This is a genomic window from Streptomyces sp. NPDC023573 (genome assembly GCF_055559735.1).
In genome coordinates this window covers 466,731-491,640 of sequence record NZ_JBVHKB010000002.1, presented here as the reverse complement: position 1 = coordinate 491,640, position 24,910 = coordinate 466,731, and the positions used below count along the sequence as shown (strand labels likewise).

At 71.1% G+C, this 24,910-nt stretch carries 28 protein-coding genes and 3 tRNA genes; 22 read left to right on the top strand and 9 right to left on the bottom strand.

The annotated features are described in order from the left end of the window. Positions 1–194 precede the first annotated feature (194 nt). Together ACZ32T_RS08825 and ACZ32T_RS08820 are read right to left on the bottom strand one after the other, a co-directional pair. A complete protein-coding gene (locus tag ACZ32T_RS08825) occupies positions 195–1,547 on the bottom strand; it encodes a sensor histidine kinase (RefSeq protein ID WP_467366010.1) in 1,353 nt (450 codons plus the stop codon). A 187-nt stretch (positions 1,548–1,734) separates the two neighbouring features. Then, entirely contained in the window at positions 1,735–2,934 is a 1,200-nt protein-coding gene (locus tag ACZ32T_RS08820) for a sensor histidine kinase (RefSeq protein ID WP_467366008.1), read from the bottom strand. A gap of 192 nt (positions 2,935–3,126) precedes the next feature. Between ACZ32T_RS08820 and ACZ32T_RS08815 the strand changes: the two genes are divergently transcribed. The 13 genes from ACZ32T_RS08815 (at position 3,127) to ACZ32T_RS08755 (ending at position 15,173) form a co-directional block, all read left to right on the top strand. Continuing rightward, positions 3,127–3,528 (top strand): NADH-quinone oxidoreductase subunit A, encoded by a 402-nt coding sequence (locus ACZ32T_RS08815; RefSeq protein WP_099173887.1) that lies wholly within the window; start codon positions 3,127–3,129, stop codon positions 3,526–3,528. Beyond that, the gene (locus ACZ32T_RS08810) at positions 3,519–4,154 is read left to right on the top strand and encodes an NADH-quinone oxidoreductase subunit B (protein WP_467271417.1); all 636 of its coding nucleotides are present in this window, start codon (positions 3,519–3,521) and stop codon (positions 4,152–4,154) included. The genes ACZ32T_RS08815 and ACZ32T_RS08810 overlap by 10 nt, the downstream gene beginning before the upstream one ends. After that, complete coding sequence (locus ACZ32T_RS08805) at positions 4,151–5,344, top strand: NADH-quinone oxidoreductase subunit C (protein ID WP_467366006.1); 1,194 nt, start codon at positions 4,151–4,153, stop codon at positions 5,342–5,344. The genes ACZ32T_RS08810 and ACZ32T_RS08805 overlap by 4 nt, the downstream gene beginning before the upstream one ends. Next, the gene (locus tag ACZ32T_RS08800) at positions 5,341–6,309 is read left to right on the top strand and encodes a complex I subunit 1/NuoH family protein (protein WP_356707743.1); all 969 of its coding nucleotides are present in this window, start codon (positions 5,341–5,343) and stop codon (positions 6,307–6,309) included. The genes ACZ32T_RS08805 and ACZ32T_RS08800 overlap by 4 nt, the downstream gene beginning before the upstream one ends. Next, positions 6,309–6,920, top strand: a complete 612-nt coding sequence (locus ACZ32T_RS08795; protein ID WP_467271422.1) for a NuoI/complex I 23 kDa subunit family protein — start codon at positions 6,309–6,311, stop codon at positions 6,918–6,920. The genes ACZ32T_RS08800 and ACZ32T_RS08795 overlap by 1 nt, the downstream gene beginning before the upstream one ends. Continuing rightward, a complete protein-coding gene (locus ACZ32T_RS08790) occupies positions 6,917–7,579 on the top strand; it encodes an NADH-quinone oxidoreductase subunit J family protein (protein WP_467271424.1) in 663 nt (220 codons plus the stop codon). Before ACZ32T_RS08795 ends, ACZ32T_RS08790 begins: the two co-directional genes overlap by 4 nt. Then, positions 7,579–8,013 (top strand): NADH-quinone oxidoreductase subunit NuoK, encoded by a 435-nt coding sequence (nuoK, locus tag ACZ32T_RS08785; RefSeq protein WP_467271426.1) that lies wholly within the window; start codon positions 7,579–7,581, stop codon positions 8,011–8,013. Before ACZ32T_RS08790 ends, nuoK begins: the two co-directional genes overlap by 1 nt. After that, a complete protein-coding gene (locus ACZ32T_RS08780; RefSeq protein WP_467271427.1) occupies positions 8,010–10,010 on the top strand; it encodes an NADH-quinone oxidoreductase subunit 5 family protein in 2,001 nt (666 codons plus the stop codon). Before nuoK ends, ACZ32T_RS08780 begins: the two co-directional genes overlap by 4 nt. Before the next feature lie 27 nt (positions 10,011–10,037). Beyond that, positions 10,038–11,588: a complex I subunit 4 family protein gene (locus ACZ32T_RS08775; RefSeq protein ID WP_467271512.1), complete on the top strand. Its 1,551-nt coding sequence runs from the start codon at positions 10,038–10,040 to the stop codon at positions 11,586–11,588. Beyond that, positions 11,585–13,120: an NADH-quinone oxidoreductase subunit N gene (locus ACZ32T_RS08770; protein WP_467366004.1), complete on the top strand. Its 1,536-nt coding sequence runs from the start codon at positions 11,585–11,587 to the stop codon at positions 13,118–13,120. Before ACZ32T_RS08775 ends, ACZ32T_RS08770 begins: the two co-directional genes overlap by 4 nt. Before the next feature lie 117 nt (positions 13,121–13,237). Further along, complete coding sequence (mscL, locus tag ACZ32T_RS08765) at positions 13,238–13,702, top strand: large conductance mechanosensitive channel protein MscL (RefSeq protein WP_401512964.1); 465 nt, start codon at positions 13,238–13,240, stop codon at positions 13,700–13,702. Between the two features lie 218 nt (positions 13,703–13,920). Further along, positions 13,921–14,784, top strand: coding sequence for a zinc metalloprotease HtpX (gene htpX / locus ACZ32T_RS08760; protein WP_467271432.1), 864 nt, complete (start codon positions 13,921–13,923; stop codon positions 14,782–14,784). Continuing rightward, positions 14,781–15,173, top strand: a complete 393-nt coding sequence (locus tag ACZ32T_RS08755) for a YccF domain-containing protein (RefSeq protein WP_467271433.1) — start codon at positions 14,781–14,783, stop codon at positions 15,171–15,173. The genes htpX and ACZ32T_RS08755 overlap by 4 nt, the downstream gene beginning before the upstream one ends. 19 nt (positions 15,174–15,192) lie before the next feature. Here ACZ32T_RS08755 and ACZ32T_RS08750 read toward each other — a convergent pair whose 3' ends face one another. Further along, positions 15,193–16,206 carry an NADPH:quinone oxidoreductase family protein gene (locus ACZ32T_RS08750; protein ID WP_467366002.1) on the bottom strand — a complete coding sequence of 338 codons (1,014 nt, stop codon included), beginning with the start codon at positions 16,204–16,206 and terminating at the stop codon, positions 15,193–15,195. A gap of 46 nt (positions 16,207–16,252) precedes the next feature. Further along, on the bottom strand, positions 16,253–16,618 hold the full coding sequence (locus ACZ32T_RS08745) for a MerR family transcriptional regulator (RefSeq protein WP_467366000.1): 366 nt from the start codon (positions 16,616–16,618) through the stop codon (positions 16,253–16,255). A gap of 181 nt (positions 16,619–16,799) precedes the next feature. On the opposite strand from ACZ32T_RS08745, the gene ACZ32T_RS08740 reads away from it, so the two are divergent. Then, positions 16,800–17,072 (top strand): GlsB/YeaQ/YmgE family stress response membrane protein, encoded by a 273-nt coding sequence (locus ACZ32T_RS08740; RefSeq protein ID WP_467271439.1) that lies wholly within the window; start codon positions 16,800–16,802, stop codon positions 17,070–17,072. Positions 17,073–17,173: 101 nt separating this feature from the next. Here the strand turns inward: ACZ32T_RS08740 and ACZ32T_RS08735 are convergent, their stop codons facing one another. Continuing rightward, positions 17,174–17,662 carry a YajQ family cyclic di-GMP-binding protein gene (locus tag ACZ32T_RS08735; protein WP_467271441.1) on the bottom strand — a complete coding sequence of 163 codons (489 nt, stop codon included), beginning with the start codon at positions 17,660–17,662 and terminating at the stop codon, positions 17,174–17,176. Between the two features lie 162 nt (positions 17,663–17,824). Here ACZ32T_RS08735 and ACZ32T_RS08730 point away from each other — a divergent pair. Continuing rightward, positions 17,825–17,906 (top strand) — tRNA-Tyr (locus ACZ32T_RS08730). 143 nt (positions 17,907–18,049) lie between these two features. Next, positions 18,050–18,343 (top strand): hypothetical protein, encoded by a 294-nt coding sequence (locus ACZ32T_RS08725; protein WP_467271442.1) that lies wholly within the window; start codon positions 18,050–18,052, stop codon positions 18,341–18,343. Positions 18,344–18,374: 31 nt separating this feature from the next. Here the strand turns inward: ACZ32T_RS08725 and ACZ32T_RS08720 are convergent, their stop codons facing one another. The 4 genes from ACZ32T_RS08720 to ACZ32T_RS08705 form a co-directional block, all read right to left on the bottom strand. Then, on the bottom strand, positions 18,375–19,574 hold the full coding sequence (locus tag ACZ32T_RS08720) for an MFS transporter (protein ID WP_467365998.1): 1,200 nt from the start codon (positions 19,572–19,574) through the stop codon (positions 18,375–18,377). 115 nt (positions 19,575–19,689) lie between these two features. Continuing rightward, positions 19,690–20,352 (bottom strand): DedA family protein, encoded by a 663-nt coding sequence (locus ACZ32T_RS08715; RefSeq protein ID WP_467365995.1) that lies wholly within the window; start codon positions 20,350–20,352, stop codon positions 19,690–19,692. Positions 20,353–20,568: 216 nt separating this feature from the next. Then, on the bottom strand, positions 20,569–21,225 hold the full coding sequence (locus ACZ32T_RS08710; protein ID WP_467271448.1) for an SDR family oxidoreductase: 657 nt from the start codon (positions 21,223–21,225) through the stop codon (positions 20,569–20,571). Between the two features lie 34 nt (positions 21,226–21,259). Further along, the gene (locus ACZ32T_RS08705; protein ID WP_467365993.1) at positions 21,260–22,483 is read right to left on the bottom strand and encodes an amidohydrolase family protein; all 1,224 of its coding nucleotides are present in this window, start codon (positions 22,481–22,483) and stop codon (positions 21,260–21,262) included. Between the two features lie 305 nt (positions 22,484–22,788). On the opposite strand from ACZ32T_RS08705, the gene ACZ32T_RS08700 reads away from it, so the two are divergent. From ACZ32T_RS08700 to ACZ32T_RS08675, 6 genes are all read left to right on the top strand, one after another. Then, positions 22,789–22,861, top strand: a tRNA-Thr gene (locus ACZ32T_RS08700). Positions 22,862–22,906: 45 nt separating this feature from the next. Further along, a tRNA-Met gene (locus ACZ32T_RS08695) sits at positions 22,907–22,979 on the top strand. 89 nt (positions 22,980–23,068) lie between these two features. Beyond that, complete coding sequence (rpmG, locus tag ACZ32T_RS08690) at positions 23,069–23,233, top strand: 50S ribosomal protein L33 (protein ID WP_003956487.1); 165 nt, start codon at positions 23,069–23,071, stop codon at positions 23,231–23,233. Positions 23,234–23,343: 110 nt separating this feature from the next. After that, a complete protein-coding gene (locus tag ACZ32T_RS08685; RefSeq protein ID WP_467271452.1) occupies positions 23,344–23,796 on the top strand; it encodes an FAS1-like dehydratase domain-containing protein in 453 nt (150 codons plus the stop codon). Then, positions 23,796–24,224 carry a MaoC family dehydratase gene (locus tag ACZ32T_RS08680; protein WP_467271454.1) on the top strand — a complete coding sequence of 143 codons (429 nt, stop codon included), beginning with the start codon at positions 23,796–23,798 and terminating at the stop codon, positions 24,222–24,224. The genes ACZ32T_RS08685 and ACZ32T_RS08680 overlap by 1 nt, the downstream gene beginning before the upstream one ends. 117 nt (positions 24,225–24,341) lie before the next feature. Beyond that, positions 24,342–24,887, top strand: a complete 546-nt coding sequence (locus ACZ32T_RS08675) for a TetR/AcrR family transcriptional regulator (protein ID WP_467271456.1) — start codon at positions 24,342–24,344, stop codon at positions 24,885–24,887. Positions 24,888–24,910 lie beyond the last annotated feature (23 nt).

The following is a 24,910-nucleotide window of genomic DNA, read 5'->3' as shown; positions in this document are numbered from 1 at the left end:
GTGTCCCCCACTGTCGGTTGTTCCGTGTGTTCACGTGCCCGCGGCGGCCGCGCGGCCGCCCGTGTGTCCAGCATTCCAGCTCCGGCGCCCTGATGGGCCGTACACCAGCGGTTCCGGTCGCACGGACGCGCCGCAGTGCCCCGGCCGCCGTGATGGCGGGCCGGGGCACTGCGGCGTGGGCGGGAGCCGGCTCCTCAGCCCCGCCAGGGCAGCTCGGCCGTGACGGTCGTCGGTCCGCCGGCGGGGGAGTCGACGACGAGGATGCCGTCCACCGCGTCCAGCCGCTCCGTCAGCCCGGCGAGACCGCTGCCCGTCGACACTCCGGCCCCGCCGCGTCCGTCGTCGCTGACCTGGAGCATCAGCCGGTTTGCGGTCCGCCACACGTCGACCGAGGCACGGGTGGCCCGGGCGTGCTTGCTGACGTTCTGGAGGAGTTCGGAGACCGTGAAGTAGGCGATGCCCTCGATGGCCTGCGCGGGCCGCGACTCCAGGTCCACCACGACCTTCACGGGGACGGTGCAGCGGGAGGCGATGGCGGAGAGCGCGGCGTCGAGTCCGCGGTCGGTGAGGACGGCGGGGTGGATGCCGCGGGCGAGGTCGCGGAGTTCCTGGAGGGCGACCTTGACCTCGCCGTGGGCCTCGTCGACCATGCGGGCGGCGGCCTCGGGGTCGTCGGTCAGCTTCTCCTTCGCCAGCCCCAGATCCATGGCGAGGGCGACGAGGCGGGCCTGTGCGCCGTCGTGGAGGTCGCGCTCGATCCGTCGCAGGTCGGCCGCGGCCGTGTCCACGACCACCCCCCGGTCCGACTCCAGCTCCGAGACCCTGGTGGCCAGCCGGGAAGGGCCGAGCAGGCCCGCGACCATGAACCGGTCCACGGTCGCCAGACCCCGGATGATCCACGGCGTGACCAGGACGAGAGCCAGGCCGAACGCGGCGGTGGCCCCCAGCTCGAAGGACGAGTCGAGGTAGAACTGGTGCGTTCCGTCCCCGTACAGCTGGATGCCGTCGACACCCACGTAGGTGGGGAAGATCCAGTGCCACACCGGATAGGTGAACGCCGCCCAGCCGTAGAACCAGAAGGTCACCGCCACGGTGAACGCGAACACCGCCCACGGCATGTGCAGCACCGCGTAGAGCAGATGCCGCCAGGACACCCCGCTCTTCAGCGTCGCGCCGACCCAGGACATCAGGCCGCCCTTGCCGCGCACCGGCGCGGGGTCCGCGACGTCCAGCCGCAGCAGCCCGCGCGCCCGGCCCCGCTCCATGACGCCGAAGCCGCGGCACATGACGAGGCCGGCGGCGAGTATCGGAATGCCGAGGAAGGTGATCAGCATGCCGAGCCCGAGCGACACCGTCGTCACCGCGAAGGAGAACAGCACCACGCTGATCGGCAGGCTCAGGAGCAGATAGGCCAGTTCGCGCCACGTACGCGCCTCGAAGGGCGCGCGGAGCGCCGCGGGGAGGAGGTGCTTCGCCGGCGGGTAGCCCCCCGACCCGGTGCCGGGCCTGTACTGGTCCCGGGTGTCCGGTCCGTATGCCGTGGCCATCAGTGGCGTCCGTCCGTTTCTTCTGAGCGGGATCTCCCCGCGGACCGATACAACGGCTGATATCTCAAGAATGCTGTGCCGGGGGCCGCCTCACCATGAGGGCCGTCTCCGTATCCGGCCGGGGGTTTTCCCCACCACGGGGACGCCCTGTTCCGTACCCGGGACGGGAGCACCCGCTGTCGCCGTCTCACACCGCACCGGCCCGCTCGGCCCCGGTGGCGAGGCGGTCGCGCCAGGGCAGCTCCGCGGTGACCGTGGTCGGTCCGCCCTCGGGGGAGTCCAGGACGAACACCCCGTCGACCGCTCCCAGCCGCTCCGCGAGACCCGACATGCCCGTACCGCCGTCGAGCCGGGCGCCGCCCGTCCCGTCGTCCCGGACCTGGAGCATCAGCCGGTCGCCGGTCCGCCACACGTCGACCGACGCCTGAGCGGCGCGGCTGTGCTTGCTGACGTTCTGGAGGAGTTCGGAGACCGTGAAGTAGGCGATGCCCTCGATGGCCTCGGCCGGCCGGGCCGTCAGCCCCACCGACACGCTCACGGGGACGGTGCAGCGGGAGGCGATGGCGGAGAGCGCGGCGTCGAGTCCGCGGTCGGTGAGGACGGCGGGGTGGATGCCGCGGGCGAGGTCGCGGAGTTCCTGGAGGGCGACCTTGACCTCGCCGTGGGCCTCGTCGACCATGCGGGCGGCGGCCTCGGGGTCGTCGGTCAGCTTCTCCTTCGCCAGCCCCAGGCCCATGGCGAGGGCGACGAGGCGGGCCTGTGCGCCGTCGTGGAGGTCGCGCTCGATCCGGCGCAGGTCGGCCGCGGCCGTGTCCACGACCACCCCCCGGTCCGACTCCAGCTCGGCGATCCGTCGTTCCAGCTCGTCGGAGGGAGAGAGCAGTCCCCGCGCCATCGCCCGGTCCGCGTTCGTCAGCCCGCGCGCGAGGTACGGGAGAACCGGCCAGAGGACGAAGAGGCTCACCAGCGTCACGGCGAACGTCGCCACGCCCCACGGCAGCCGGATGAACGAATACAGCAACGCCCGCCAGCCGACCGGGTCCTTCAGCCCCGACCACAGCCGGCTGAAGAAGCCCTGACCGTGACGGCCACGCAGCCACGGGCTCGGCTCCTCGATCCGCACCCCGAGCATCCTCCGCGCCCGGCCGCGCTCGGCCCGGCCGAGACCGCGCGCGCCCCGCAGCCCCAGCGCGAGCAGCGGCAGCCCGATCACGGTGACGGAGAGCCCCGCGCCCACGGCGACCAGGATCACGGTGTAGACGAACCCGATGATCGACATCGGCAGATTCGCCAGGAGATACGCGATCTCCTTCCACGCCCACCGGTCGAGGGCGAAGCGCGCGGGCGGCGGCCGGTCGTTGTCCGGCAGGGAGGGGCTCATGGTCATACGGCCAGCGTGCCGGGCCGGGCGCGCCCACGCCATGGGGTTCGTGGGTGAGGCCGAGTAGGGATAACCCCACCTCGCGTGGCACCCGCCGCCCCACCTGTTCCGCGACGGGGCTGCTTACCGTCCCTTTAACAGGGCCTAGACTCCCGTGCGTACAGACCGTCGAACAGGTTGAGGGAGCGAGGGGCGGACGTGGCGGACGTGCCGGGACCGACCGTTCTCGCGTCGGACTACTTCCAGAGCTACTCAGTGGTCGGGCTGCTCGCCCTGGTGGGCGTGGTGTTCGTCGCCGTCGCCTTCGGGGCCGGCCGGCTGCTCAGGCCCGTGGTCCCGACGCCGGAGAAACTCCTCACGTACGAGTGCGGCGTGGACCCCGTGGGGGAGGGCTGGGCCCACACCCAGGTTCGCTATTACGTGTACGCCTTCCTGTACGTGATCTTCGCCGTCGACTCCATCTTCCTGTTCCCGTGGGCGACGGTCTTCGCGGCCCCCGGATACGGGGCGACGACGCTGGTGGAGATGTTCATCTTCCTCGGTTTCCTGGCCGTGGGACTGCTCTACGCATGGAAGAAGGGCGTCCTCGAATGGGCGTGACGAGCCGGCCGAACCCCGAACCCCCCGTGTCGCTGCCCGACCCGACGCCGCTGCCCGAGCCGAAGAGGCTCGGCGTGCTGTCCCGGCTCGCGCCCGAACCGATGAAGGTGGTCCTCAACTGGGGCCGCCGCTACAGCCTGTGGGTCTTCAACTTCGGACTCGCCTGCTGCGCCATCGAATTCATCGCCGCGTCCATGGCGCGGCACGACTTCATCCGGCTCGGCGTCATCCCCTTCGCGCCCGGCCCGCGACAGGCCGACCTGATGGTCGTCTCCGGCACGGTGACGGACAAGATGGCCCCTGCCGTGAAACGGCTCTACGAGCAGATGCCCGAGCCGAAGTACGTCATCTCCTTCGGCGCCTGCTCCAATTGCGGCGGACCGTACTGGGATTCGTACTCCGTGACGAAGGGCGTCGACCAGATCATCCCCGTCGACGTCTACGTCCCCGGCTGCCCTCCCCGGCCCGAGGCGCTCCTGCAGGGCATCCTCAAGCTCCAGGAGAAGATCGCCCGCGAGTCGCTGGCCGAGCGGTACAGCACCGAGGAGACGGCCCGCCCGTCGGCCGCCGCCCTGCGCAGCGGTCTCGTCGAGGCCCCGAAAACGCCGGGGGAGGAGGGGAAGTGAGCGCCCCGGACCTCTACAGCACGCTGCCCGACGCCGTCACCGACGTCTTCGGCGCGGACGCCACCGCCGCGCACGCGTACGACCTGCTGACCGTCGACGTCCCGGCCGCCTCCTGGACGGCCGCTCTCGAAACGGCCCGCGACGAACTGGGCTGCACCTACTTCGACTGGCTGAGCGCCGTCGACGAACCGGGCACCGGCTTCCGGGTCTGCGCCCATGTCGCGGCCCTGGGCGGGGGCACGGTCCGGCGCCTGCTGGTCCGGACGACCGTCCCGCACGACGCGGCCACCCTGCCCACCGCCGTCGGCGTCTACGCGGGCGCCGCGTGGCACGAGCGTGAGACGCACGAGATGTTCGGCATCGGCTTCGAGGACCACCCCCATCTGGTCCCGCTGCTGCTGCCCGAGAGCTTCGAGGGCCACCCGCTGCGCAAGGACTTCGTGCTGGCGGCCCGGGTCGCCAAGGCCTGGCCGGGTGCGAAGGAGCCGGGAGAGTCCGAACACGGCGGGCCCAAGCGGCGGACCATGCTGCCGCCGGGGGTGCCCGATCCCAACGAGTGGGGTCCGCTCAAGGGACAGCTCCCGCCCGCACCGGCCCGTCCCGCCCGAGGAGCCCGCGCGGCGGGGGACCGCCCGGTGCGCCGGGCCCGCAGCGCGAGCGAGGGCTCGGCGGCCCAGCGGCCGGACGCGGCTGAGGCCTCGCGGCCGGCGGCGCCACCACGCCGTGCCCGCAGCGCCTCCCAGGGCTCGGCGAGTCAGCAGCCACCGGCTACCCCGGCCCCGGGCACAGCGGCCGACGCCCCGGGCACAGCCGCCGGCGCTCCGGGCACAGCCACCGGCGCTCCGGGCACAGCCGCCGGTGCTCCGGGCACGGCCAAGGACGCCCCCTGGCACGACGCCCGCCCGGCATTCGACGAACCGGCCGGTGAGACTCGTGGCTCCGGCGAACCCGGTGAATCCCAGCCCCTCCGGCGTTCGAGGAGCGGGGGCCCGGAGGCGGAGCCCCCGGTTCGGGAAGGGGCGGGCAGGGGAGAAGCCCCGCGCAGCGGCTCTCCCGACACCACCCCCGACACCCCTGCCCCCGAACCTCCGGCTGAGCAGACCCCCGAGGCGCCGGACACTCCTGAGGCACCGGAGACCCCCGAGGCCCCCCGACCCCCCGACACCCCCGCCGGAGGCGATACCGCGTGAACGACGTACTCGACGTCGCCCTCCGCCTCGTCATCGTCTTCGCCGTGTTCATGGTCGTCCCGCTGGTCGTCGGACAGGCCGAACACAAGGTGATGGCCCACATGCAGGGCCGCCTCGGCCCGATGTACGCGGGCGGGTTCCACGGCTGGGCGCAGCTCGTCGCGGACGGGGTGAAGTTCGCGCAGAAGGAAGACGTCGTACCGGCCGCAGCCGACCGCCGCATCTTCCAGCTGGCACCCGCCGTCGCCCTGCTCCCCTACCTCCTGGTTCTCGTCGCCATCCCGATCGGCCCCAGCGAGGGTGCGGTCGGCCAGGTCGTCGACGCGGGCATCTTCTTCGTGCTCGCCGTCATGGGTGTCGGTGTGCTCGGCTCGCTGATGGCGGGCTGGGCCTCGGCCAACAAGTTCTCCCTCCTCGGCGGTCTCCGCACCGCCGCACAGCTCCTCGCGTACGAACTGCCCATGCTGCTCGCCGCCGCCAGCGTGGCCATGGCGGCCGGCACCGTCTCGCTCCCCGGCATCCTCAACGCCTTCGAGTGGTGGTGGCTGCCCTGGCAGATCGTCGGGGCGCTCGTCTTCTTCGTGGCAGGGCTCGCCGAACTCCAGCGTCCGCCCTTCGACATGCCGGTCGCCGACTCGGAGATCATCTTCGGGGCGTACACCGAGTACACGGGACTCCGCTTCGCACTGTTCCTGCTCGCCGAGTACGCCGGGATCGTCGTCCTGTGCGGTCTGACGACCGTCCTGTTCCTCGGCGGGTGGCACGGGCCGCTCGGCGCGGACGGACTCGGCTGGGTCTGGACCCTGCTCAAGACCGGCGTTCTCGCGTTCGTCGTCATCTGGCTCCGGGTCACCTACCCCCGGCTGCGCGAGGACCAGTTGCAGAAGCTCGCCTGGACCACGCTCATCCCCCTCGCTCTCGCGCAGATCGCGCTCACCGGCATCGTGAAGGTGGCGATCAACTAGTGCCCCCGATCCCCGGCTCAGGCCTGGCCAAGGGCCTCGCCGTCACCCTGCGGACCATGACGAAGCGCACGGTCACCGCGCAGTACCCGGACGTCCAGCCCGAACTGCCGCCCCGCACCCGGGGCGTCATCGGACTGTTCGAGGAGAACTGCACGGTCTGCATGCTCTGCGCCCGTGAATGCCCCGACTGGTGCATCTACATCGACTCCCACAAGGAGACGGTGCCCCCGGCCGCCCCCGGCGGCCGTGAGCGCAGCCGCAACGTCCTGGACCGCTTCGCGATCGACTTCGCCCTGTGCATGTACTGCGGTATCTGCATCGAGGTCTGTCCTTTCGACGCGCTGTTCTGGTCGCCCGAGTTCGAGTACGCGGAGACGGACATCCACGAACTGACCCACGAGCGCGACAAGCTCCGCGAGTGGATGTGGACCGTTCCCGAGCCGCCCGCGCTCGACCCGGGAGCCGAGGAGCCCAAGGAGATCGCCGCCGCCCGCAAGACGGCCGACAAGCTCCGGGCCCAGGAGGACCAGGCCGCGGAAGAAGCACGAGCGGCGCGGGAAGCCGAACAGACCCGGCCGGGCCGGGCACGGGAAGGGGAGGGCCAGGAATGACCCTCGCCGCTACGGCCGCCCACCCCGGCTTCCTCTCACCCACCGGCGTCGAGATCGCCTTCCTCCTGGTCGGGCTCGTCACCCTCGGCGCGGCTGTCATCACGGTCACGACCAAGCAGCTCGTGCACGCGGCCCTCTGGCTCGTCGTCGCGCTCGGCGGCATAGCGGTGGAGTACCTCCTCCTCACCGCCGAGTTCATCGCATGGGTCCAGGTGCTGATCTACGTCGGTTCCATCGTGGTCCTCCTCCTCTTCGGGCTGATGCTCACCAGAGCCCCCATCGGCCGCTCCCCGGACGCCGACTCGGGCAACCGGTGGATCGCCCTCGGCGCTTCCGTCGCCGCCGCGGGCGCCCTCGTCTGGGTCGTCGTGGACGCCTTCCGGACGACCTGGATCGACCTGGACGGCCCCGCCCAGGGCTCCACCAAGGCCTCGGGAGAGTTCCTCTTCCGGCACTGGGTGCTCCCCTTCGAAGCGCTCTCCGTCCTGCTGCTCGCCGCCCTCGTCGGCGCGATCGTCCTGTCCCGCAAGGACCGCCAGGACAAGCCGGGCGGCAACCGCGCGGCCGAGCCGCCGCACAACAGCCGCCAGGACAAGCCGGGCAGCGTGCACCAGGCCGAGCGGCCCCGGCCCGCCACCGACCGGGAGGACAAGAGCTGATGCACCTCGCCTATCCCGCGGTCCTCGCCGTCCTCCTCTTCTGCACCGGCCTCTACGGCGTGCTCGCCCGGCGCAACGCGATCCTCGTCCTGATGTCCGTCGAGCTCATGCTCAACGCCGTCAACCTCAACCTGGTCGCCTTCGACGTCTGGCTCCGCGACGCACTCCACGCCGGCCAGGCCCTCACGCTCTTCACGATCGCCATCGCCGCCGCGGAGATCGGCATCGGCCTCGCCATCGTCCTGGCCGTCTACCGCAACCGCGGCAGCTCGGACGTCGACCGCCTCCGTGACACAGCGGAGACCGACGACGCCGAGACGCTCCCCGACGACGCGGGCGACGCGGACTACGCGGACCGCGACGTCCGGGACACCACCGCAGACCAGGCCACTGCTCCGGCAGGGAAGGCAAAGAAGGCAGAGGCCACCGCGTGACCACCACGACCCTCGCCGTCCTCGTCCCCCTCCTCCCCTTCCTGGGCGCCGCCGCAGGACTCCTTCTGGGCCGGACCGCACCCGGCTTCGTCCGTCCCCTCGCCGTGCTGCCGACCCTCGCCGCCGCCGTCCTCGCCGTCCTCGTCGCCGCCCGCCAGGGAGGCGGCCGGCCCATCGACGCCGCGACCCAGCTGACCCCCACCGGCTCGGTCCCGGTCGACCTGGCCCTGCACCTGGACGGCTTCGCCGTCCTCGTCGCCGTCCTCGTCGGCCTCGTGGCCACCTGCGTACAGATCTACTCGACGGCCTATCTCAAGGACGACGCCCGCTACCCGTCGTACGCGGCCCTCGTCTCCCTCTTCACCTCCGCGATGCTGCTCGTCGTCTACTCCGGCGACCTCATGGTGCTCCTGGTCGGCTGGGAGATCATGGGCATCTGCTCGTACTTCCTCGTCGGCCACTACTGGGAGACCCCCGAGGCGCGCGCGGCCTCCCTCAAGGCCTTCCTCGTCACCAAGCTCGGCGACGTGCCCTTCCTCATCGGCCTGTTCGCGCTCGCCGCCGACACCGGCACCTTCCGGATCACCGGGATCCTGGCCGCCGTCACCAACGGCGGACTCGACCACCCCACCCTCATCGCCCTGCTGCTCCTCGCCGGTGTCGCGGGCAAGTCCGCGCAGTTCCCCCTGCACACCTGGCTGCCCGACGCGATGGCCGGCCCCACCCCCGTCTCCGCGCTCATCCACGCCGCGACGATGGTCGCCGCCGGTATCTACTTCGTGGCCCGGCTCCTCCCCGTCTTCGCGGCCTCCGGCGCCGCCCTGGTCGTCCTGGCCGTCATGGCGGCCGTCACGATGACCGGCTCCGGACTCGCCGCCCTCGCACAGGACGACATCAAGCGCGTCCTCGCCTACTCGACGATCGGCCAGCTGGGCTACATGTCCGGCGCCCTGGCCGTGGGCGACCGCGGGGCCGCCGTCTTCCACCTCCTGTCGCACGGCGCGTTCAAAGCCGTCCTCTTCCTCGCGGCGGGCGTCGTCATCCACGCGGCCGGTACCAACTCACTCGCCGCCATGTCCCGCATGGGCGGGCTGGCGAAGCGCATCCCCGACGCCTACTGGACGATGACCGTCGCCCTCCTCGCGCTCGCCGCCATCCCCCCGTTCGCCGGCTTCTTCTCCAAGGAAGCCGTCCTCGTCGCCGCCGAGCACACCGCCTTCGGTGACCGTGACGTCGCCCCCGCAGCGGCCGGATGGACGATCCTCGTCGCCGGACTCGCCGCCGCGGTCCTCACCGCCGCCTACGCCACCCGGCTGTGGCTCCTCGCCTTCCGCGGCCGCGGCCCCGAGGCCCCCGACCACGGCAGGCAGCCCGCCGCGATGACCTCGGTCCTCTGGGTCCTCGCCGTCCCCACCATCGCCTTCGGCCTCACCACCGGCGTCCTCACCGACTGGTTCGACGGGCACAGCCTCACCCCGTCCCTCACGACCGCAGTCCTCTCCACCGGCGTCGGACTCGTCGGCGGACTCGTCACCTACGGGGCATGGCGCCACACCACGGCGCTCGCCGACCGTCCCCCGGTCGGCGCGGTGGCCGCCCACCCCGACGCCGAACCCGCCCTGGTGGAGGCCGAGGCGATCACCTCGCACACCGCGGCGTACGGCACCATCGCGGACGCCCCCGACCCCTCGGACCCCGGCCGGCTCCTGCTGGGTCCGCTGCACCGCCACGCGGTCACCGGCTTCCACCTCGACGCCCTGTACACGGCGCTGTTCGTCCGCCCCGTGGAAGCCGCCGCACGGCTCGTCCGCTTCCTGGACCGTGAGGTCGTCGACACCTACGTACACGGCTCGGGCGGCATCGCCCGCGGGCTCGGCACCCTGGTCCGCCGCGCCCAGACCGGCAACGTGCAGACCTACCTCGGCGCGCTGCTGGCCGGAACCCTTGTCCTGGCGATCGCCGCCGTCGTCTTTGCCAACGTCTACGCCGGGGCGTGAGTCGTGTTCGATATCAGCGCATCCGTGATGCAGTTCCTTCTGGCGTTCATCGTCGCCGGTCCGCTCCTCGGCGCGGCAGCCGCACTCCTGCCCGCCCCGCCCGGCCTCAAGGGCAGGAACCCCGACCAGGCCGTGCTCCGCCACGGCGTGACCGTCACCGGGGCCGTGCTCCTCGCCGCGCTCGTCCTGGCCGCGGGCTTCGACCACGACCACCCGTCGACGATGCAGGCCACCACGGACATCAGCTGGATCCCGGCCCTGGACGTCCGGATCCACCTCGGCACCGACGGCATCTCGCTCCCCCTCCTCGTGCTGACCGCGCTGCTGACCTTCCTCTGCGCGCTCTACAGCTACTTCAAGCTCCCCGCAGGCCCCTCCCCGAAGGCCTTCGTCGCCCTGGTCCTCGTCCTCGAATCCGGCACCCTCGCGACCTTCGCCGTCCTCGACCTGCTGCTGTTCTTCCTGGCCTTCGAGATGGTCCTCATTCCGATGTACTTCCTCATCGCCCGCTGGGGCGGCGACCGGAAGCAGCCCGCCGCCTGGAAGTTCATCCTCTACACGCTGCTCGGCTCCGTGATCATGCTGCTCGGACTGCTCCTCATCGGACTGAAGAGCGGCACCTTCGACATGGTGGCACTCGCCACTGACAACGGGCGGGGCCTCACCACATCCGTGCAGGTCATCGCCGTACTGGCCGTCGGGATCGGGCTCGCCGTGAAGACCCCGATGTGGCCCCTGCACAGCTGGCTCCCCGATGCCCACACCGCAGCCCCGACCGTCGGATCCGTGCTCCTCGCCGGCGTACTGCTGAAGATGGGCACGTACGGCTTCGTCCGCATCCTGCTCCCCGTCACCCCCGACGGCATGCGGACCTTCGCGCCGTACCTCGCGGCGTTCGCCGTCATCGGGATCATCTACGGTTCGCTCGCCTGCCTTGCCCTCGCACGCCCCGGCGCCAAGGGCGACCTCAAGCGCCTGATCGCCTACTCCTCCGTGGGCCACATGGGCTTCGTGCTCCTCGGCATCGCGACCATGACCCCCACCGGCGTGAACGGCGCGCTCTTCGCGAACATCGCCCACGGCCTCATCACAGGCCTGCTGTTCTTCCTGGTCGGCGCCGTCAAGGACCGCTACGGCACGGCGGACCTCGACACCCTGTCCGGAGCCACCGGAGCCGCTCTCTACGGCCGCGCGCCCCGGCTCGGCGGTCTCCTCGCCTTCGCCGCCGTCGCCTCGCTCGGACTCCCCGGCCTCGCCGGTTTCTGGGGCGAGATGCTCACCCTGTTCGGAGCCTTCGACCCCGCCGAGGGGCTCAGCCGCCCGGCCTTCCTCACCTTCATGTCCATCGGCGCCCTCGGCACCCTGCTCACGGCCGCGTACATGCTGATCGTCGTACGCCGCGTCTGCATGGGCGAGCACCGTGAGCAGCAGCATCCCGTCGCCGACATCCAGCGTTACGAATTCGCCGCCTGGACCCCGCTCGCCGCCCTGACCGTCCTCGCCGGCCTCTGGCCCGCCGTCCTCCTCGGCCTCACCGACCCGGCCGTGCAGAAGCTCCTCGCAGGAGGCAAGTCGTGACCGTGGCAGCCGACAGCGCAACCGGGGCGGCGAGCCTCGTCCAGTCCGTCGACTGGCTCGCGATCGCACCGCCCGTCATCGCGGCGTCCGTGGCCCTGCTCGTCCTGGTCGCCGACCTCTTCACGGACGAACGCCGCAAGCCGCTGCTCGGCTACGGAGCCGTGGCCGGGCTCGCCGCCGCGTTCGCGATGCTCGTCCCGCTGCGCGCCGGGGACCGCTCCACCTTCTGCCTCACCGGCGGGACACAGGCCTGCAGCTACACCGCCGACCACTTCGCCCTCGTCATCCAGGCCCTCGTACTCGGCGGAGCACTGCTCACCGCTCTGCTCTCGATCGGTGACACCCGCAAGCTCCCCGCGGGCGAGTTCTGGTTCCTGCTGCTGTCCTCCGCGGCCGGAGCCGCGCTCCTCCCCGCCGCCCGGGACCTCGCCACCCTCGTCGTCGCCCTCGAAGTCGCGTCGCTCCCCGCGTTCGCCCTCGTCGGGATCAAGCGCGGCGACCGCCGCTCCTCCGAGGCGGCCCTGAAGTTCTTCCTGTCCTCCGTCGTCGCCACCGCCGTGATGCTCCTGGGCGTCAGCTTCGTCTACGCGACCACCGGCACGATGCACCTCACGGAGATCGCCGCCCGCCTCGACGACGTACCGGGCCGGTTCTCCACCCTCGCCGAGGCAGGCGTCGTCCTCACCCTCGTCGGATTCGCCTTCAAGACGGCCGCGGCGCCGTTCCACTTCTGGGTCCCCGACACCTATGTGGGAGCACCGCTCCCCATCGCCGCCTATCTCTCCGTCGTCGGCAAGGCCGTCGGCTTCTCCGGCCTCGTCCTCGTCACGGTGATCGCCTTCCCGTCGTACGCCGACGTCTGGGGCCCCGCCCTGGCCGTCCTCGCCGCGCTCACCATGACCGTCGGCAACGTCGCCGCACTCCGGCAGACCGCCACCCGCGCCCGCAGCGCCGTACGCCTCCTCGCCTGGTCGTCCGTCGGACAGGCGGGCTACCTCCTCGTCCCGATCGCCGCCGCCGCGTACTCCAGTGACGCCCAGATCGGCTCGACCGTCGCCTACGCGCTCATGTACGCCGTGGTGAACCTCGGAGCGTTCGCGGTGGCCGCCCTGGTCGCCCGGAGCCGTCCCGGCAACCGCCTCAGCGACTACCGCGGCCTGTACGCGACCCGCCCCCTGGCCGCGCTCGCCATGGGCTTCTTCCTGCTCTGCCTGGCAGGCCTGCCGCCCGGCATCATCGGCCTCTTCGCCAAGGTCACCGTCTTCTCCTCCGCCGTCGACGCCGGGCTCGGCTGGCTGGCCGTCGTCATGGCCGTCAACGTGGTGATCGCGCTGTACTACTACCTCCGGTGGACCGCCGCGCTCTTCAGCACCCCGGAGCCGGCCCCCGCCTCCGAGGCGGCGCCCGAGGCCCCCGCGCGCCAGGTCCCCGCCCCGCTCACCCTGGCGATCGCCCTCACCGCCGTAGCCGGAATCACACTGTCCGGCGCCCCCCAGCTCATCCTCCGCTTCGCCACCCTCAGCCTCTTCTGACCGGATCCGACCAGCTTGCCCGTGCGGCCACGCACAGGGCATGGTCATGCGTGCACGCATCACGTACCGGAGCGCGCGGGACGAGCACACACGGAAGAGCACAGAGGAGCCAGAGCGGTGCTGAACGGGTTCAAGGACTTCATCCTTCGCGGGAACGTCATCTCCATGGCCATCGGCCTCGCCGTGGGAGCCGCCTTCACCGCGGTGGTCACCGGCTTCAGCAACGCCTTCATCGTGCCGCTCATCGGCCTCTTCACCCGCGGCACCGGCGACTTCAGCAAGGCCTCCTACAGCGTCGACGGCGTGACGTTCCCCTACGGCCTCTTCATCAGCGCCGCCATCGCCTTCCTCATCACCGCCGCCGTCCTCTACTTCCTGGTCGTCCTGCCCATGGCCAAGGTCCAGAACCGCTTCACCACCAAGGAGGAGGAGGAGAAGGCCGACATCAAGGCCGCGCTGCGCGACTGCCCGCACTGCTACAGCGAGATCCCCTCCATCGCCAGCCGCTGCGCCCACTGCACCAGCGAGGTCGAGCCGGACGCGGAGGCCCGCGCGCTCGCGGGGCTCCCCGCCCAGCGCTGACCTGCCGCCGCCGGCCGTCACCGGCCCGCGCAGACGTGCCACCCGTACGGCCCAGGGGCGGATCCGACCGGATCCGCCCCTGCTGCCTGTGCCCCCGGCCACCTCGCACAAGGGAACTAGCTTCCGTCGCCTCGCGTTGACCTGTACGGGAGGCTCCACTGGGGAGTGGAGCACCACCGAGCAAGGGTTCCCCTGCTGCACCACTTGGAGGGCGTACCGTGCACCGCCGGCACAACGGGCTGAAAACCGCTGTACTCCTCGGGGGCCTCTCGGCCCTCATCATCGTCATCGGCAGCTTCTTCGGACGGACCGGCCTGATCGTGGCCCTCCTCGTCGCGCTCGCCACGAACGCCTACGCGTACTGGAACAGCGACAAGCTCGCCCTGCGCGCCATGCGGGCACGCCCGGTCAGCGAATTCGAGGCGCCGCGGCTCTACCGCACGGTCCGCGAGCTCTCGACGGCGGCCCGCCAGCCCATGCCCCGGCTCTACATCTCCCCGACCCAGGCACCCAACGCCTTCGCCACCGGGCGCAACCCGCGCAACGCCGCCGTGTGCTGCACCGAGGGGATCCTGCAGATCCTCGACGAGCGCGAGCTGCGCGGTGTCCTCGGCCACGAGCTCAGCCATGTCTACAACCGCGACATCCTCATCTCGTCGGTCGCGGGCGCCCTCGCCTCGGTGGTCATGTTCCTGGTCAACTTCGCATGGCTCATCCCCATCGGCCGGTCCGACGACGACGACGGCCCCGGCCTCCTCGGGATGCTCCTGATCATGCTCCTCGGTCCGCTCGCCGCCTCCGTGATCCAGCTCGCCGTGAGCCGCTCCCGTGAGTACCAGGCCGACGCGTCCGGGGCTCAGCTCACGGGGGACCCGCTCGCCCTGGCGTCCGCCCTGCGCAAGCTCGACGCGGGGACCAAACAGCTTCCGCTCCCACCCGAACCCCGGATCGAGACCGCGAGTCACATGATGATCGCGAACCCGTTCCGTCCCGGCCAGGGCATGTCCAGGATGTTCTCCACCCACCCGCCCATGGCCGAACGCATCGCCCGACTCGAGCAGATGGCAGGGTACCGACCATGAACGCAATCCTGAACGTCATTTGGCTGGTCCTGTGCGGACTGTGGATGTTCCTCGGCTACCTCGCCGCGGGGCTCCTGCTCTGCATCACGATCATCGGCATCCCCTTCGGCGTGGCCGCGTTCCGCATCGGTGTCTACGCCCTCTGGCCCTTCGGCCGCACCGTCGTCGACCGTCACGACGCGGGCGGCGGTTCCCTCATCGGCAACGTCCTCTGGGTGATCCTGGCCGGTTGGTGGCTCGCCCTCGGCCACATCTTCACCGGCATCGCCCTGTGCGTCACGATCATCGGTATCCCCCTGGGCATCGCGAACTTCAAGCTCATCCCGGTCTCGCTGATGCCCTTCGGCAAGGAGATCGTCCCCACGGACCAGCCGTTCGTCACCCGCTAGACGGAAGCACGTCCGCTCCCTAACGCCAGGGATCAAGGGCGAGCTTGCCGCGGGTCCGGCCCGCTCCGAGTTCCTGCAGCACCCTCGCCCCCTCGGCCAGGGGGTGTACCCGAGGGGCGCCCGGCGTGTACACGCCGTGGGCGATGAGTGCCTCCATCTCGACGAGCAACGACCGGTAGAGGGACGGGGCCGCGACCGCCAGTGCGCCGATGTGCAGACCCTTGACCTGGACCTGGTGGGTGAAGATCAGGTCATGGGTGGTCAGGGTGGCGTCGCCGGAGGCGGCGCCGAACACGATGACGCGTCCGGTGAAGGGCTTGGTGACGGACAGGCTGGTCCGCAACGTGGCCTGTCCCACTGATTCCAGGACCAGATCGACACCGCCGGTCAGGCGGGTGATCTCCTCGGCGAGATCGGGGCGCCGGCTGTCCAGGACCTCGTCGGCGCCGAGTGCTTCGACGGTCTCGTGCTTCTCCGCTGAGGCCGCGGCGATCACGCGTGCCCCGTAGTGGCGGGCGAGGCGGACGGCGGCCTGCCCGACGCCTCCGGCCGCCGCGTGTACGAGGACCACCTCGCCCTTCTCGATCTGGCCCAGCGGTCTCAGTGCCGCCAGGGCGGTGGCCCAGTTCAGCACCAGACCGAGGGCTTCGGCGTCGCTCCAGCCGGACGGCACGGGCAGCACACCCGCGGCCTGCATCGTCATGTACTGCGCGAAGGCGCCCGGGCCCACTCCGACGACGTGCGCGCCGAGCCGCAGCGGGCTGCCGACCTCCGGGCCGACCCCCACGATTTCGCCGGCGGCCTCGAAGCCCGCCACGTAGGGAGCCTGCGGGCCTCCTCCGTAGGTGCCGTGGGTCTGCATGACGTCTGCGAAGTTGACCCCGGCGGCACCGACGCGGATCAGGTACTCGCCCGGTCCCGGGGTGGGGCGTGGATGGGCGTCCGTGAGGGTCAGATCCTGCGGTCCACGGTGCGACCGCTGGACCAGGGCTCGTACCGTCCGCTCAGCGCTGTGCTTGTCTTCGGTCTCCATGCACCGAAAGTAGGAGGCTGACACTTGCGTCAAGGTCAAGCCGCGGTCAGAGACGCGTACGGCCGGCCTCTCCCAGGTAGACGTCGAGCGCCGCCTGCTGACCGCTGAGAACCGAGATGCGAGCAGCCAGCCGATCGCGATAGTTCCGCACCTCGTGCAGGAACTCCGCGCACACCATGTCGGTGCCGGCACCGGACCCGTCGGTGAGGCCGGGCAGGACGTCCCTGATCAACCGCACGGGCAGCCCTGACTCCAGCAGCGAGCGGATGGCGAGCACCCGATCGACGGTGGCCGGGCAGTAGTCGCGGAATCCGTTGCCGAGACGGCCGGGGACGATCAGGCCCTCGTCCTCGTAGTGCCGTAACGATCGCGCGCTCACACCACTGACTCTGGAAGCTTCGCCGATTCTCATACCGCGGCCAACGTCCAGGAGCACCGGGATCTTCCAGGACTCACGGCGGCGGGTCGAGAACCTGCTCAGGCGTCGTCAACGGCATGTCCCGCGACAGCGGGGCCAGCGGCCCGCAGGCAACCGCACCCGTCCCCGCAAGCGTCCTGGCTTGCAGGAACAAGTGACGGGTAGGTACGCGAACATGAGCATCATCAGCTGGATCATCCTCGGGCTGCTGGCCGGAGCAATAGCCAAGTTCCTCCTGCCGGGCCGCGACCCCGGCGGCATCATCGGCACGACCCTCATCGGCATCGTGGGCGCCTTCCTCGGGGGCTGGCTGTCGTCCCGCTTCCTCGACCGCCCCATCAGCGCGGACTTCTACGACACGGCCACCTGGGTGGCTGCCATCGCCGGATCACTTGTCCTGCTGATCGCCTACCGGCTGCTCTTCGGCAACTCCCGCGACCGCCGCTGACCCGGCGCCCGCCGGCCGCTCCGGACACGGCTACGGGGCGGGCCGTGCCGACCGGCACGCCCCGCCCCGCCCGTGACCCGCCGCACACGCCGGCGGACCGTCTACCGGTAGTTGGCGAACTGCACCGCGAAGTCGAGGTCCTTGCCCTTGATCAGCGCCTGCACCGCCTGCAGGTCGTCCCGGCTCTTGGAGCTGACCCGCAGCTCATCGCCCTGGACCTGCGCCTTGACGCCCTTCGGGCCCTCATCACGAATGATCTTCGCCACCTTCTTGGCGTTCTCCTGGGAGATGCCCTCCTCGATCGTGGCGAAGATCTTGTACTCCTTGCCGGAGAGCTGCGGCTCGCCCGCGTCCAGCGACTTCAGCGAGATCCCGCGCTTGATCAGCTTGGTCTGGAAGATGTCGAGGATCGCCTTGACCCGCTCCTCGCCGTTCGCCTCCATGAGGATCTTCTCGCCGGACCAGGAGATCGACGCACCCGTCCCCTTGAAGTCGAAGCGCTGGGAGATCTCCTTGGCGGCCTGGTTGAGGGCGTTGTCGACCTCCTGCCGCTCGACCTTCGAGACGATGTCGAAACTGGAGTCGGCCATGACGTGTGGCTCCTTGCGTCGTATGCGTTGGGGTACGGCACAAAGCCTAGCCACCCGCGCGCCTCCGGTGCTGATCAATCAGGTGGCGGAGCACCCCCGGGCATCAGGTATCGTTTACGACGTCGCCAAGGACCCCCAACCGGGATCCGACGCGTCGTTCCAGGCGGTGTGCCCGAGTGGCCAAAGGGAGCAGACTGTAAATCTGCCGGCTCAGCCTACCCAGGTTCGAACCCTGGCGCCGCCACAGGACGGGAAACCCCGTCCGACCTGCTTAAACCGCAGGTCGGGCGGGGTTTCTGCATGTGCGCACGCAGGGCCCGTGAACCGCCCGTGCCGGGACTGCGTCCTCCCCGCTGACTGCCACGCCGGCCAGAGGGAGCGCTCACCGTGACCGACAAGGACGTCCAGCAGACCGACGAGCGGGCTCACGGCCCTGAGCCCTGGTGGGCGGACCTCGGGACGTGGGGTGCTGTCGGGCTGATCGCCGTGGGCGGTCTCGGCGCGGTGTGGGTCTTCTTCGGGCTGCCGGGCACCTCCGAGGAGGGGACCGGCTACTACCAGGCCGCCAAGTTCGTCGCCATCGGGCTCGTGCTCGTGGGAAGCACCCTGGTGGGCCGGCGTGGTGCCCGGGGCAAAGGCGCAGCCGCCGAGGAGGAGACGGGCGAGGTGGAGAGCCGCTGACGCCGCCGGAGGCTGAGAGCGGGAGCAGGGCTCACGGTCTCTGCCCGGCGGCGGGGCGCCGCAGGAGGTAGAGACCGGCGCAGGTGACCAGGACGGCCATGCACGCGATGAAGACCAGCCCCGCGTCCTGGAGCCCGATGTGGCTCGAGAGGATGCCCACGCCGATCACCGGCAGCGAGATGCCCGCGTACGCCACCACGAACAACGTCGAGATCACCGCCGCCCGGCTGCCCGCGGGCGATGCCGCCGCCACCTGGGACAGCGCCGCCCGGAACGCCAGCCCCTGGCCCGCGCCTCCGAGGAGCGCGCTCAGCACGATCAGGGGCAGCAGTTGCCACCAGAGCGCTGCCGCGAGCAGCGCCAGGCCGCCCAGGAGGCCGGCGCAGCCCAGCGACAGTGACCGCTGCTCCCCGATCCTGCCGACCGCTGACTGACCCCCCACCGAGGCGAAGAAGGCCAGCGCGACGATCAGACCGCTCACGGCGTGGTTCTCCACGTCCAGGAACTCGGAGAGGAACGCGGGACTGACCGAGGTGAACACCCCGAACAGGGCGAACCCCACGAAGGAGGCGAGCGCCGCGGGCCTGAACACCTTCCGGACCTCGGGCGGCAGTCCGGGGCGCTGCGGGCGGACGGTGCTCAGTGGGCGCCGCTCGCCGACACTCTCCTTCAGGCCGAGCAGCAGAACCGCCGAAGCCGCCACCAGCACCAGGTGGACGATGAACGGCAGGTGCAGCGGCCAGGGGGCGTACTGCGCGAGGAGTCCGGCCAGTAGTGGCCCGCAGCCCAGACCGCCCATGTTGGCGGCCGTGGCCACCAACGAGGCTCTGGGGGAGCCCTTGCCGGGGGCCAGCTCCATGACGTACGCGGTGGCCGCCCCGGTGAACAGCCCCGCCGACAGGCCCGACAGGAGCCGCCCCGCGAAGAGCCAGCCCAGGGCGGTGGCGCACAGGAAGCAGACGGCGCTCGCCGCCGCGCAGCCGAGGCCCCACAGCAGCACGGGCCTTCTGCCCACCGCGTCGGAGGCGTTTCCGGCGAGCAACAGCACCCCGATGACACCGAAGGCGTACACGGCGTAGACGACCGTCACCGTCAGCTCGGAGAACCCGAGTTCGTCCTGATAGAGGCTGTAGAGCGGGGTCGGCAGCGTCGTTCCCGCCATGCAGACGGCGAACACCGCCCCGCTGAGGTAACAGGGGAGCCATCCTCGGCCGGCCGGGCCACCGTTCATGTGCCCGACGGTAGCCCGCGGACGCTCCGGCGAGCCGCAACGCCTCGCGGACCCACGGCCCTCGGTGTGCTGCCCCGTGAGGTCGGGGCCGCCGCCCGCGGACGGCCGGGGTGGGTCATGAACCGTGGCGGTGCTGGGCCCGGTCGGTGGAGCGCAGCCTCCGGACGACGTACGTCACGACTGCCACGACCACCAGGACCAGCACGGCCTTGGAAGCGAACCCGACGTAGGTCTCCACCGTCTCCCACCGGTCGCCGAGCCAGTATCCGGCCATCACGAGGACGGAGTTCCAGATCAGGCTGCCGAGGGCGGTCAGCGCGGTGAAGACGTGGAGCGGCATGCGCTCCACACCGGCGGGGACGGAGATGAGGCTGCGGAAAATCGGCACCATACGGCCGAAGAAGACCGCCTTGGTGCCGTGCTTCGCGAACCAGTCCTCCGTGCGCACCAGATCGGAGGCCTTCACCAGCGGCAGCTTCCCCCAGATGGTGTGCATGCGCTCGCGGCCGAAGCCGGCGCCGATCCAGTAGAGGACCACGGCCCCCACGACCGAGCCGAGCGTGGTCCAGAACAGGGCGGACGTCAGGGTGAGAACCCCCTGTCCGGCGGCGAATCCGGTCAGCGGCAGGATCACTTCGCTCGGCAGCGGCGGGAACAGGTTCTCCAGCGCGATGGCCAGACCGGCTCCGGGACCGCCCATGGTGTCGACGAGATCTGTCGCCCAGCCCGCGATACCGCCCGAGGGCTCCTGCGGCGAAGCCGAGTACATGAGATGCATATGAGTCTCCAAGGCGGTGGGCGGGTCGTTACCCCGGGGCGTGTACCCCCGATCACCCTCCACGTCAGAAACCGCAGCTCGACGGCCGGTATGCGGTTGGCCGTCCCGTCCGCTGCGCTTCCCCGCGGGAAGCGGACCTGCGGAGAACCGCACTGTGCGGAGAATCACACCTGCGGGGTCGACAGCCGGACGGGGCCGGCCCGGCGGCCCCCGCGCTCAGTTCCCGGCGATGTCCTTCACCGCCACCGCCACCGGCTTGCTCCCGCTGATCAGTTCCAGCGTCAGACCTGCCGTGGCCGAGGTGTCCAGCAGCTCCATGAGCACCGCCGCCACGTCGTCGCGGGGGACCGGACCGCGGCCCGTCGAGGCGGCGAGCAGGACCTGGCCGGTCCCGGCGTCGTTCGTGAGCATGCCGGGGCGCAGGATCGTCCAGTCCAGGCCGCTCCTGGAACGTACGTACGCGTCCGCCTCGCCCTTGGCCCGCTGGTAGATGTCGAAGACCTCGTCGCCGGTGTGGTCCGGGTCGGCGCCCATCGAGGACACCACGACGTAGCGCCGCACCCCCGCCTGTTCCGCCGCGTCCGCGAAGAGCACGGCCGCTCCGCGGTCCACCGTGTCCTTGCGCGCCGAACCGCTGTTCGGGCCGGCGCCGGCCGCGAAGACCGCGGCGTCCGCGCCCCGCAGGACCTCCGCCGCCTCCTCGACGGACGCCGATTCGAGGTCGAGGACGACGGGCTGGGCGCCCGCCTCCCTCAGGTCGTCGCTCTGGTCCGGGTTCCGGATGACGCCCACCGCTTCGTCACCGCGCGCGGCGAGCAGCCGCTCGAGCCGCAGCGCGATCTGACCATGTCCACCTGCAATGACAATGCGCATGCTTCCGACCGTACGCCGCGCGGAGCGCCCGCGCTCAAGGCCCGCCGCCGGGACCGGAATCGGTGCGTCCCTGACGGGGCAGGTCGAGGGCCGAAGCGGCGGCCCCGGAGTCGCGGTACTCGCGTACGGCACTGGTCCGCGCCACCACGCGCCCACGGTGTACGACGATCCTGCTGTACGCGAGGGAGAGCGCTCCGGCCAGCCCGTCCCCGCGTACGGCGAGGAGCTCGGCGGGGAAGCCGGCCTCGACGCGCACACCGGGCAGTCCCAGGGCCGCTCGGGCCGCGACGGAGACGGCGTCGTAGGCGTGTTCGGGGCGCAGGCCCTCCTGCGAAGCCAGCAGGTACGCCGCCTCCAGGGGGTCGCCCCGGCCGACGGGGTTGGAGGCGTCGCGCAGGGCTCCGCTGCCCGCGGCCACCCGCACCCCGGCGTCGCGCAGCAGCCGTACGGGCGGGGCGCCGCCGAGCCGGGCCTCGGAGCAGCCGCCCTGCGGGAGGCAGACCACGGTCACGGCCGCGGCGGCGAGCCGGTCGGCGGCGCGGGCCAACTCGTCGCCGGGAAGCCGCGAGAGGCCCGCGCAGGGCCCGATGCAGACGCCCGGGCGGAGCCCGCCGGCCATGGCGGTCAGCCGGGCGAGCCGGGCGGAGTCGTCACCGTCCGTGTGCAGGTCGGCGGGGAGCCCGTGGGCGGCGGCGAGATCCAGGACGGCTTCGGTGTGACCGGCCGGATCGGGGTCGAGGTCCGGGCAGCCGCCGACCACGCCCGCCCCCATGTCCACCGCGTCACGGAGCACGGCGAGGCCGTCGGCGCCCGCCACCCCGGTCAGGAGCCGGGGTACGGCGACGGCGGTCAGGTCGGTGAGGCCCCGCAGCGAACGGCGGGCCGCCAGCACGCCCTCCAGCAGACCGAGTTCCCGCGCGCCGCCGACGCGCACATGGGCGCGCAGCGCGGTGGCCCCGTGGCTGAGCTGGAGCAGCGCGGCCTCGGTGGCACGGCGCCGGACGTCCTCGGGGCGGTGGGACGGCGAGCCGCCGGCGGTGGCGGTGAGCGCCGTGCCGGGGTGGGCGTGGGGCTCCGCGGGGGCGGGCAGCAGGAGGTATCCGCGCAGGTCCAGACGGATCCCCGGGGTGGTGAGGCTGCCCGCCGTCCCGACGGCCTCGATGAGCTGCCCGCCGATCCGCACGTCGACGGAGCGCCCGTCCGTGAGCCGCGCCCCGCTGAGGAGGAGCCCGGGCGCCTCGCCGGGACTTTCGGGCATCGCACCGCTCCTGGAAGTCCTGGACGACGTACAAGATCACGCAGAGTGCGCCGAGCCTAGGCCGGGGCCCGGTGCACTCCGAGGAGGAGCCGATTAGTCGTACGAATGTGGCCTCGGGGGGCGGGCGGTGGGAGCGGGGTCACAGGGGTCCGTGGGCCGGCCGGTGGAGAGGGCGTAGGTGCTGATCAAGGGCCTGATCAGGGGGACGGACGCCGGCGCTGTCCGAGGGGCGGGAGGGGGCCCGGTGCGGGCCGCGGAAACGGATTTGGGCGTCGGCGACAGAGCGTGTAATGTCTTCCTCGCTCGCCCCAATAGCTCAGTCGGTAGAGCGTCTCCATGGTAAGGAGAAGGTCTGCGGTTCGATTCCGCATTGGGGCTCTGGTGATCGGGTAACCCCGCTTCGGCGGGGAAGCTCGTCATCAAAGCGGTGTAGCTCAGTCGGTAGAGCAAGCGGCTCATAATCGCTGTGTCACCGGTTCAAGTCCGGTCACCGCTACTAACGGTAGCCGATTGTGGGGTCGGTCCTTCGATCGGCTACTCTTTTTTGCGTTCATCCGTCCATCCGTCCGTCCAAGGAGCACTCACGTGGCTGCCACCGACGTCCGCCCGAAGATCACGCTGGCCTGCGTGGAGTGCAAGGAGCGGAACTACATCACCAAGAAGAACCGGCGTAACAACCCGGACCGTCTTGAGATGAAGAAGCACTGCCCGCGCTGCAACTCGCACACCGCGCACCGCGAAACGCGCTGAAACAGGCTCGTACACGAGGCCGTCCCCACTGGGGGCGGCCTCGTGTCGTTTATCTTGATGACTCGGGTGGTCAACGCCCCATTCGACTTTCACCAGGAGGTACCGGGCTCATGGCGCTCGACCAGTCCTTCGTGGGGCGGACCTATCCGCCCACCCCGGCGTACGAGGTAGGCCGGGAGAAGATCCGGGAGTTCGCGGAGTCGGTGGGTGACACCAATCCCGCGTATGTGGATCCGGAGGCCGCCAAGGCCCTGGGGCACCCCGATGTGATCGCCCCGCCCACGTTCGTCTTCTCCATCACCTTCAAGGCCGCGGGCCAGGTGGTGCAGGACCCGCAGCTGGGCCTGGACTACAGCCGCGTGGTGCACGGCGACCAGAAGTTCGCCTACGTGCGTCCCGTGCGGGCGGGGGACCGGCTGACGGTCACCTCGACGATCGAGGCCATCAAGACGATGGCGGGCAACGACATCGTGGACATCCGCGGTGAGGTGTACGACGAGTCCGGCGAGCACGTGGTGACCGCGTGGACCAAGCTGGTGGCGCGCGCCGCCGAGGAGGCGTGATGACGGCGAGCATCGCCTACGAGGCGGTCGAGGTCGGTGCGGAGCTGCCGGCGCAGTCGTTCCCGGTGACCCGGGCCACGCTCGTGCGGTACGCGGGCGCCTCCGGTGACTTCAACCCGATCCACTGGAACGAGAAGTTCGCGCGCGAGGTCGGCCTGCCCGACGTGATCGCGCACGGCATGTTCACCATGGCCGAAGCGATCCGGGTCGTCACGGACTGGGCCGGTGACCCGGGCGCGGTCGTCGAGTACGGCGTGCGGTTCACCAAGCCGGTCGTCGTGCCGAACGACGACACCGGGGCGCTGATCGAGGTCAGCGGCAAGGTCGCCGCGAAGCTGGACGACAACACCGTCCGAGTCGACCTGATCGCCATGAGCGACGGCAAGAAGGTGCTGGGCATGTCCCGCGCCGTCGTCCGCCTCGCCTGAGCGGCACAGCCACCGAGCGGAGGGGCGCCCACCCGGCACCCCTCCGCAGTCGGCTTCCGCGTGGATACCGCCCTTGACATGTTAGTGAGTGGCCAATAACTTACATACATGGCGAGGATGAGCGCAGAGGACAGGCGGGAGAGCGTCGTGCGGGCGGCGGTCGCCGAGTTCGCCCGCGGCGGGTACAACGGCACCTCGACGGAGGCGATCGCCAAGCGGGTCGGTGTCTCGCAGCCGTATCTGTTCCGGCTCTTCCCCGGCAAGCAGGCCATCTTCCTCGCCGCCTCCGAGCGGTGCCTCGCGGACACCAGGGAGGTGTTCATGAGGGCGGCCGAGGGGCTGGAGGGGGAGGAGGTGGAGCCGGCTCTGGCGCAGGCGTACCAGCGGCTGATCGTGGACGACCCCGACAAGCTGCTGATGCAGATGCAGATGTACGCGGCGGCCGCGGCGGCCGAGGCGGCGGGCGACCACGAGTTCGGTGAGCGGCTGCGACTCGGCTGGGCGGCGATGTGGGACGACCTCCACCTTCTGCTGGGAGCGGACCAGGATCAGACCACGTCCTTCCTGGCCTACGGCATGCTCATCAACACGCTGGCCTCGATGGGCTTTCCGGCCGATCATCGCGTGTGGTCCGGTTTCCATCTCGCGGCCAGGCCGAGCTGACCTGGCGCGGGCCGCCGGCGGCC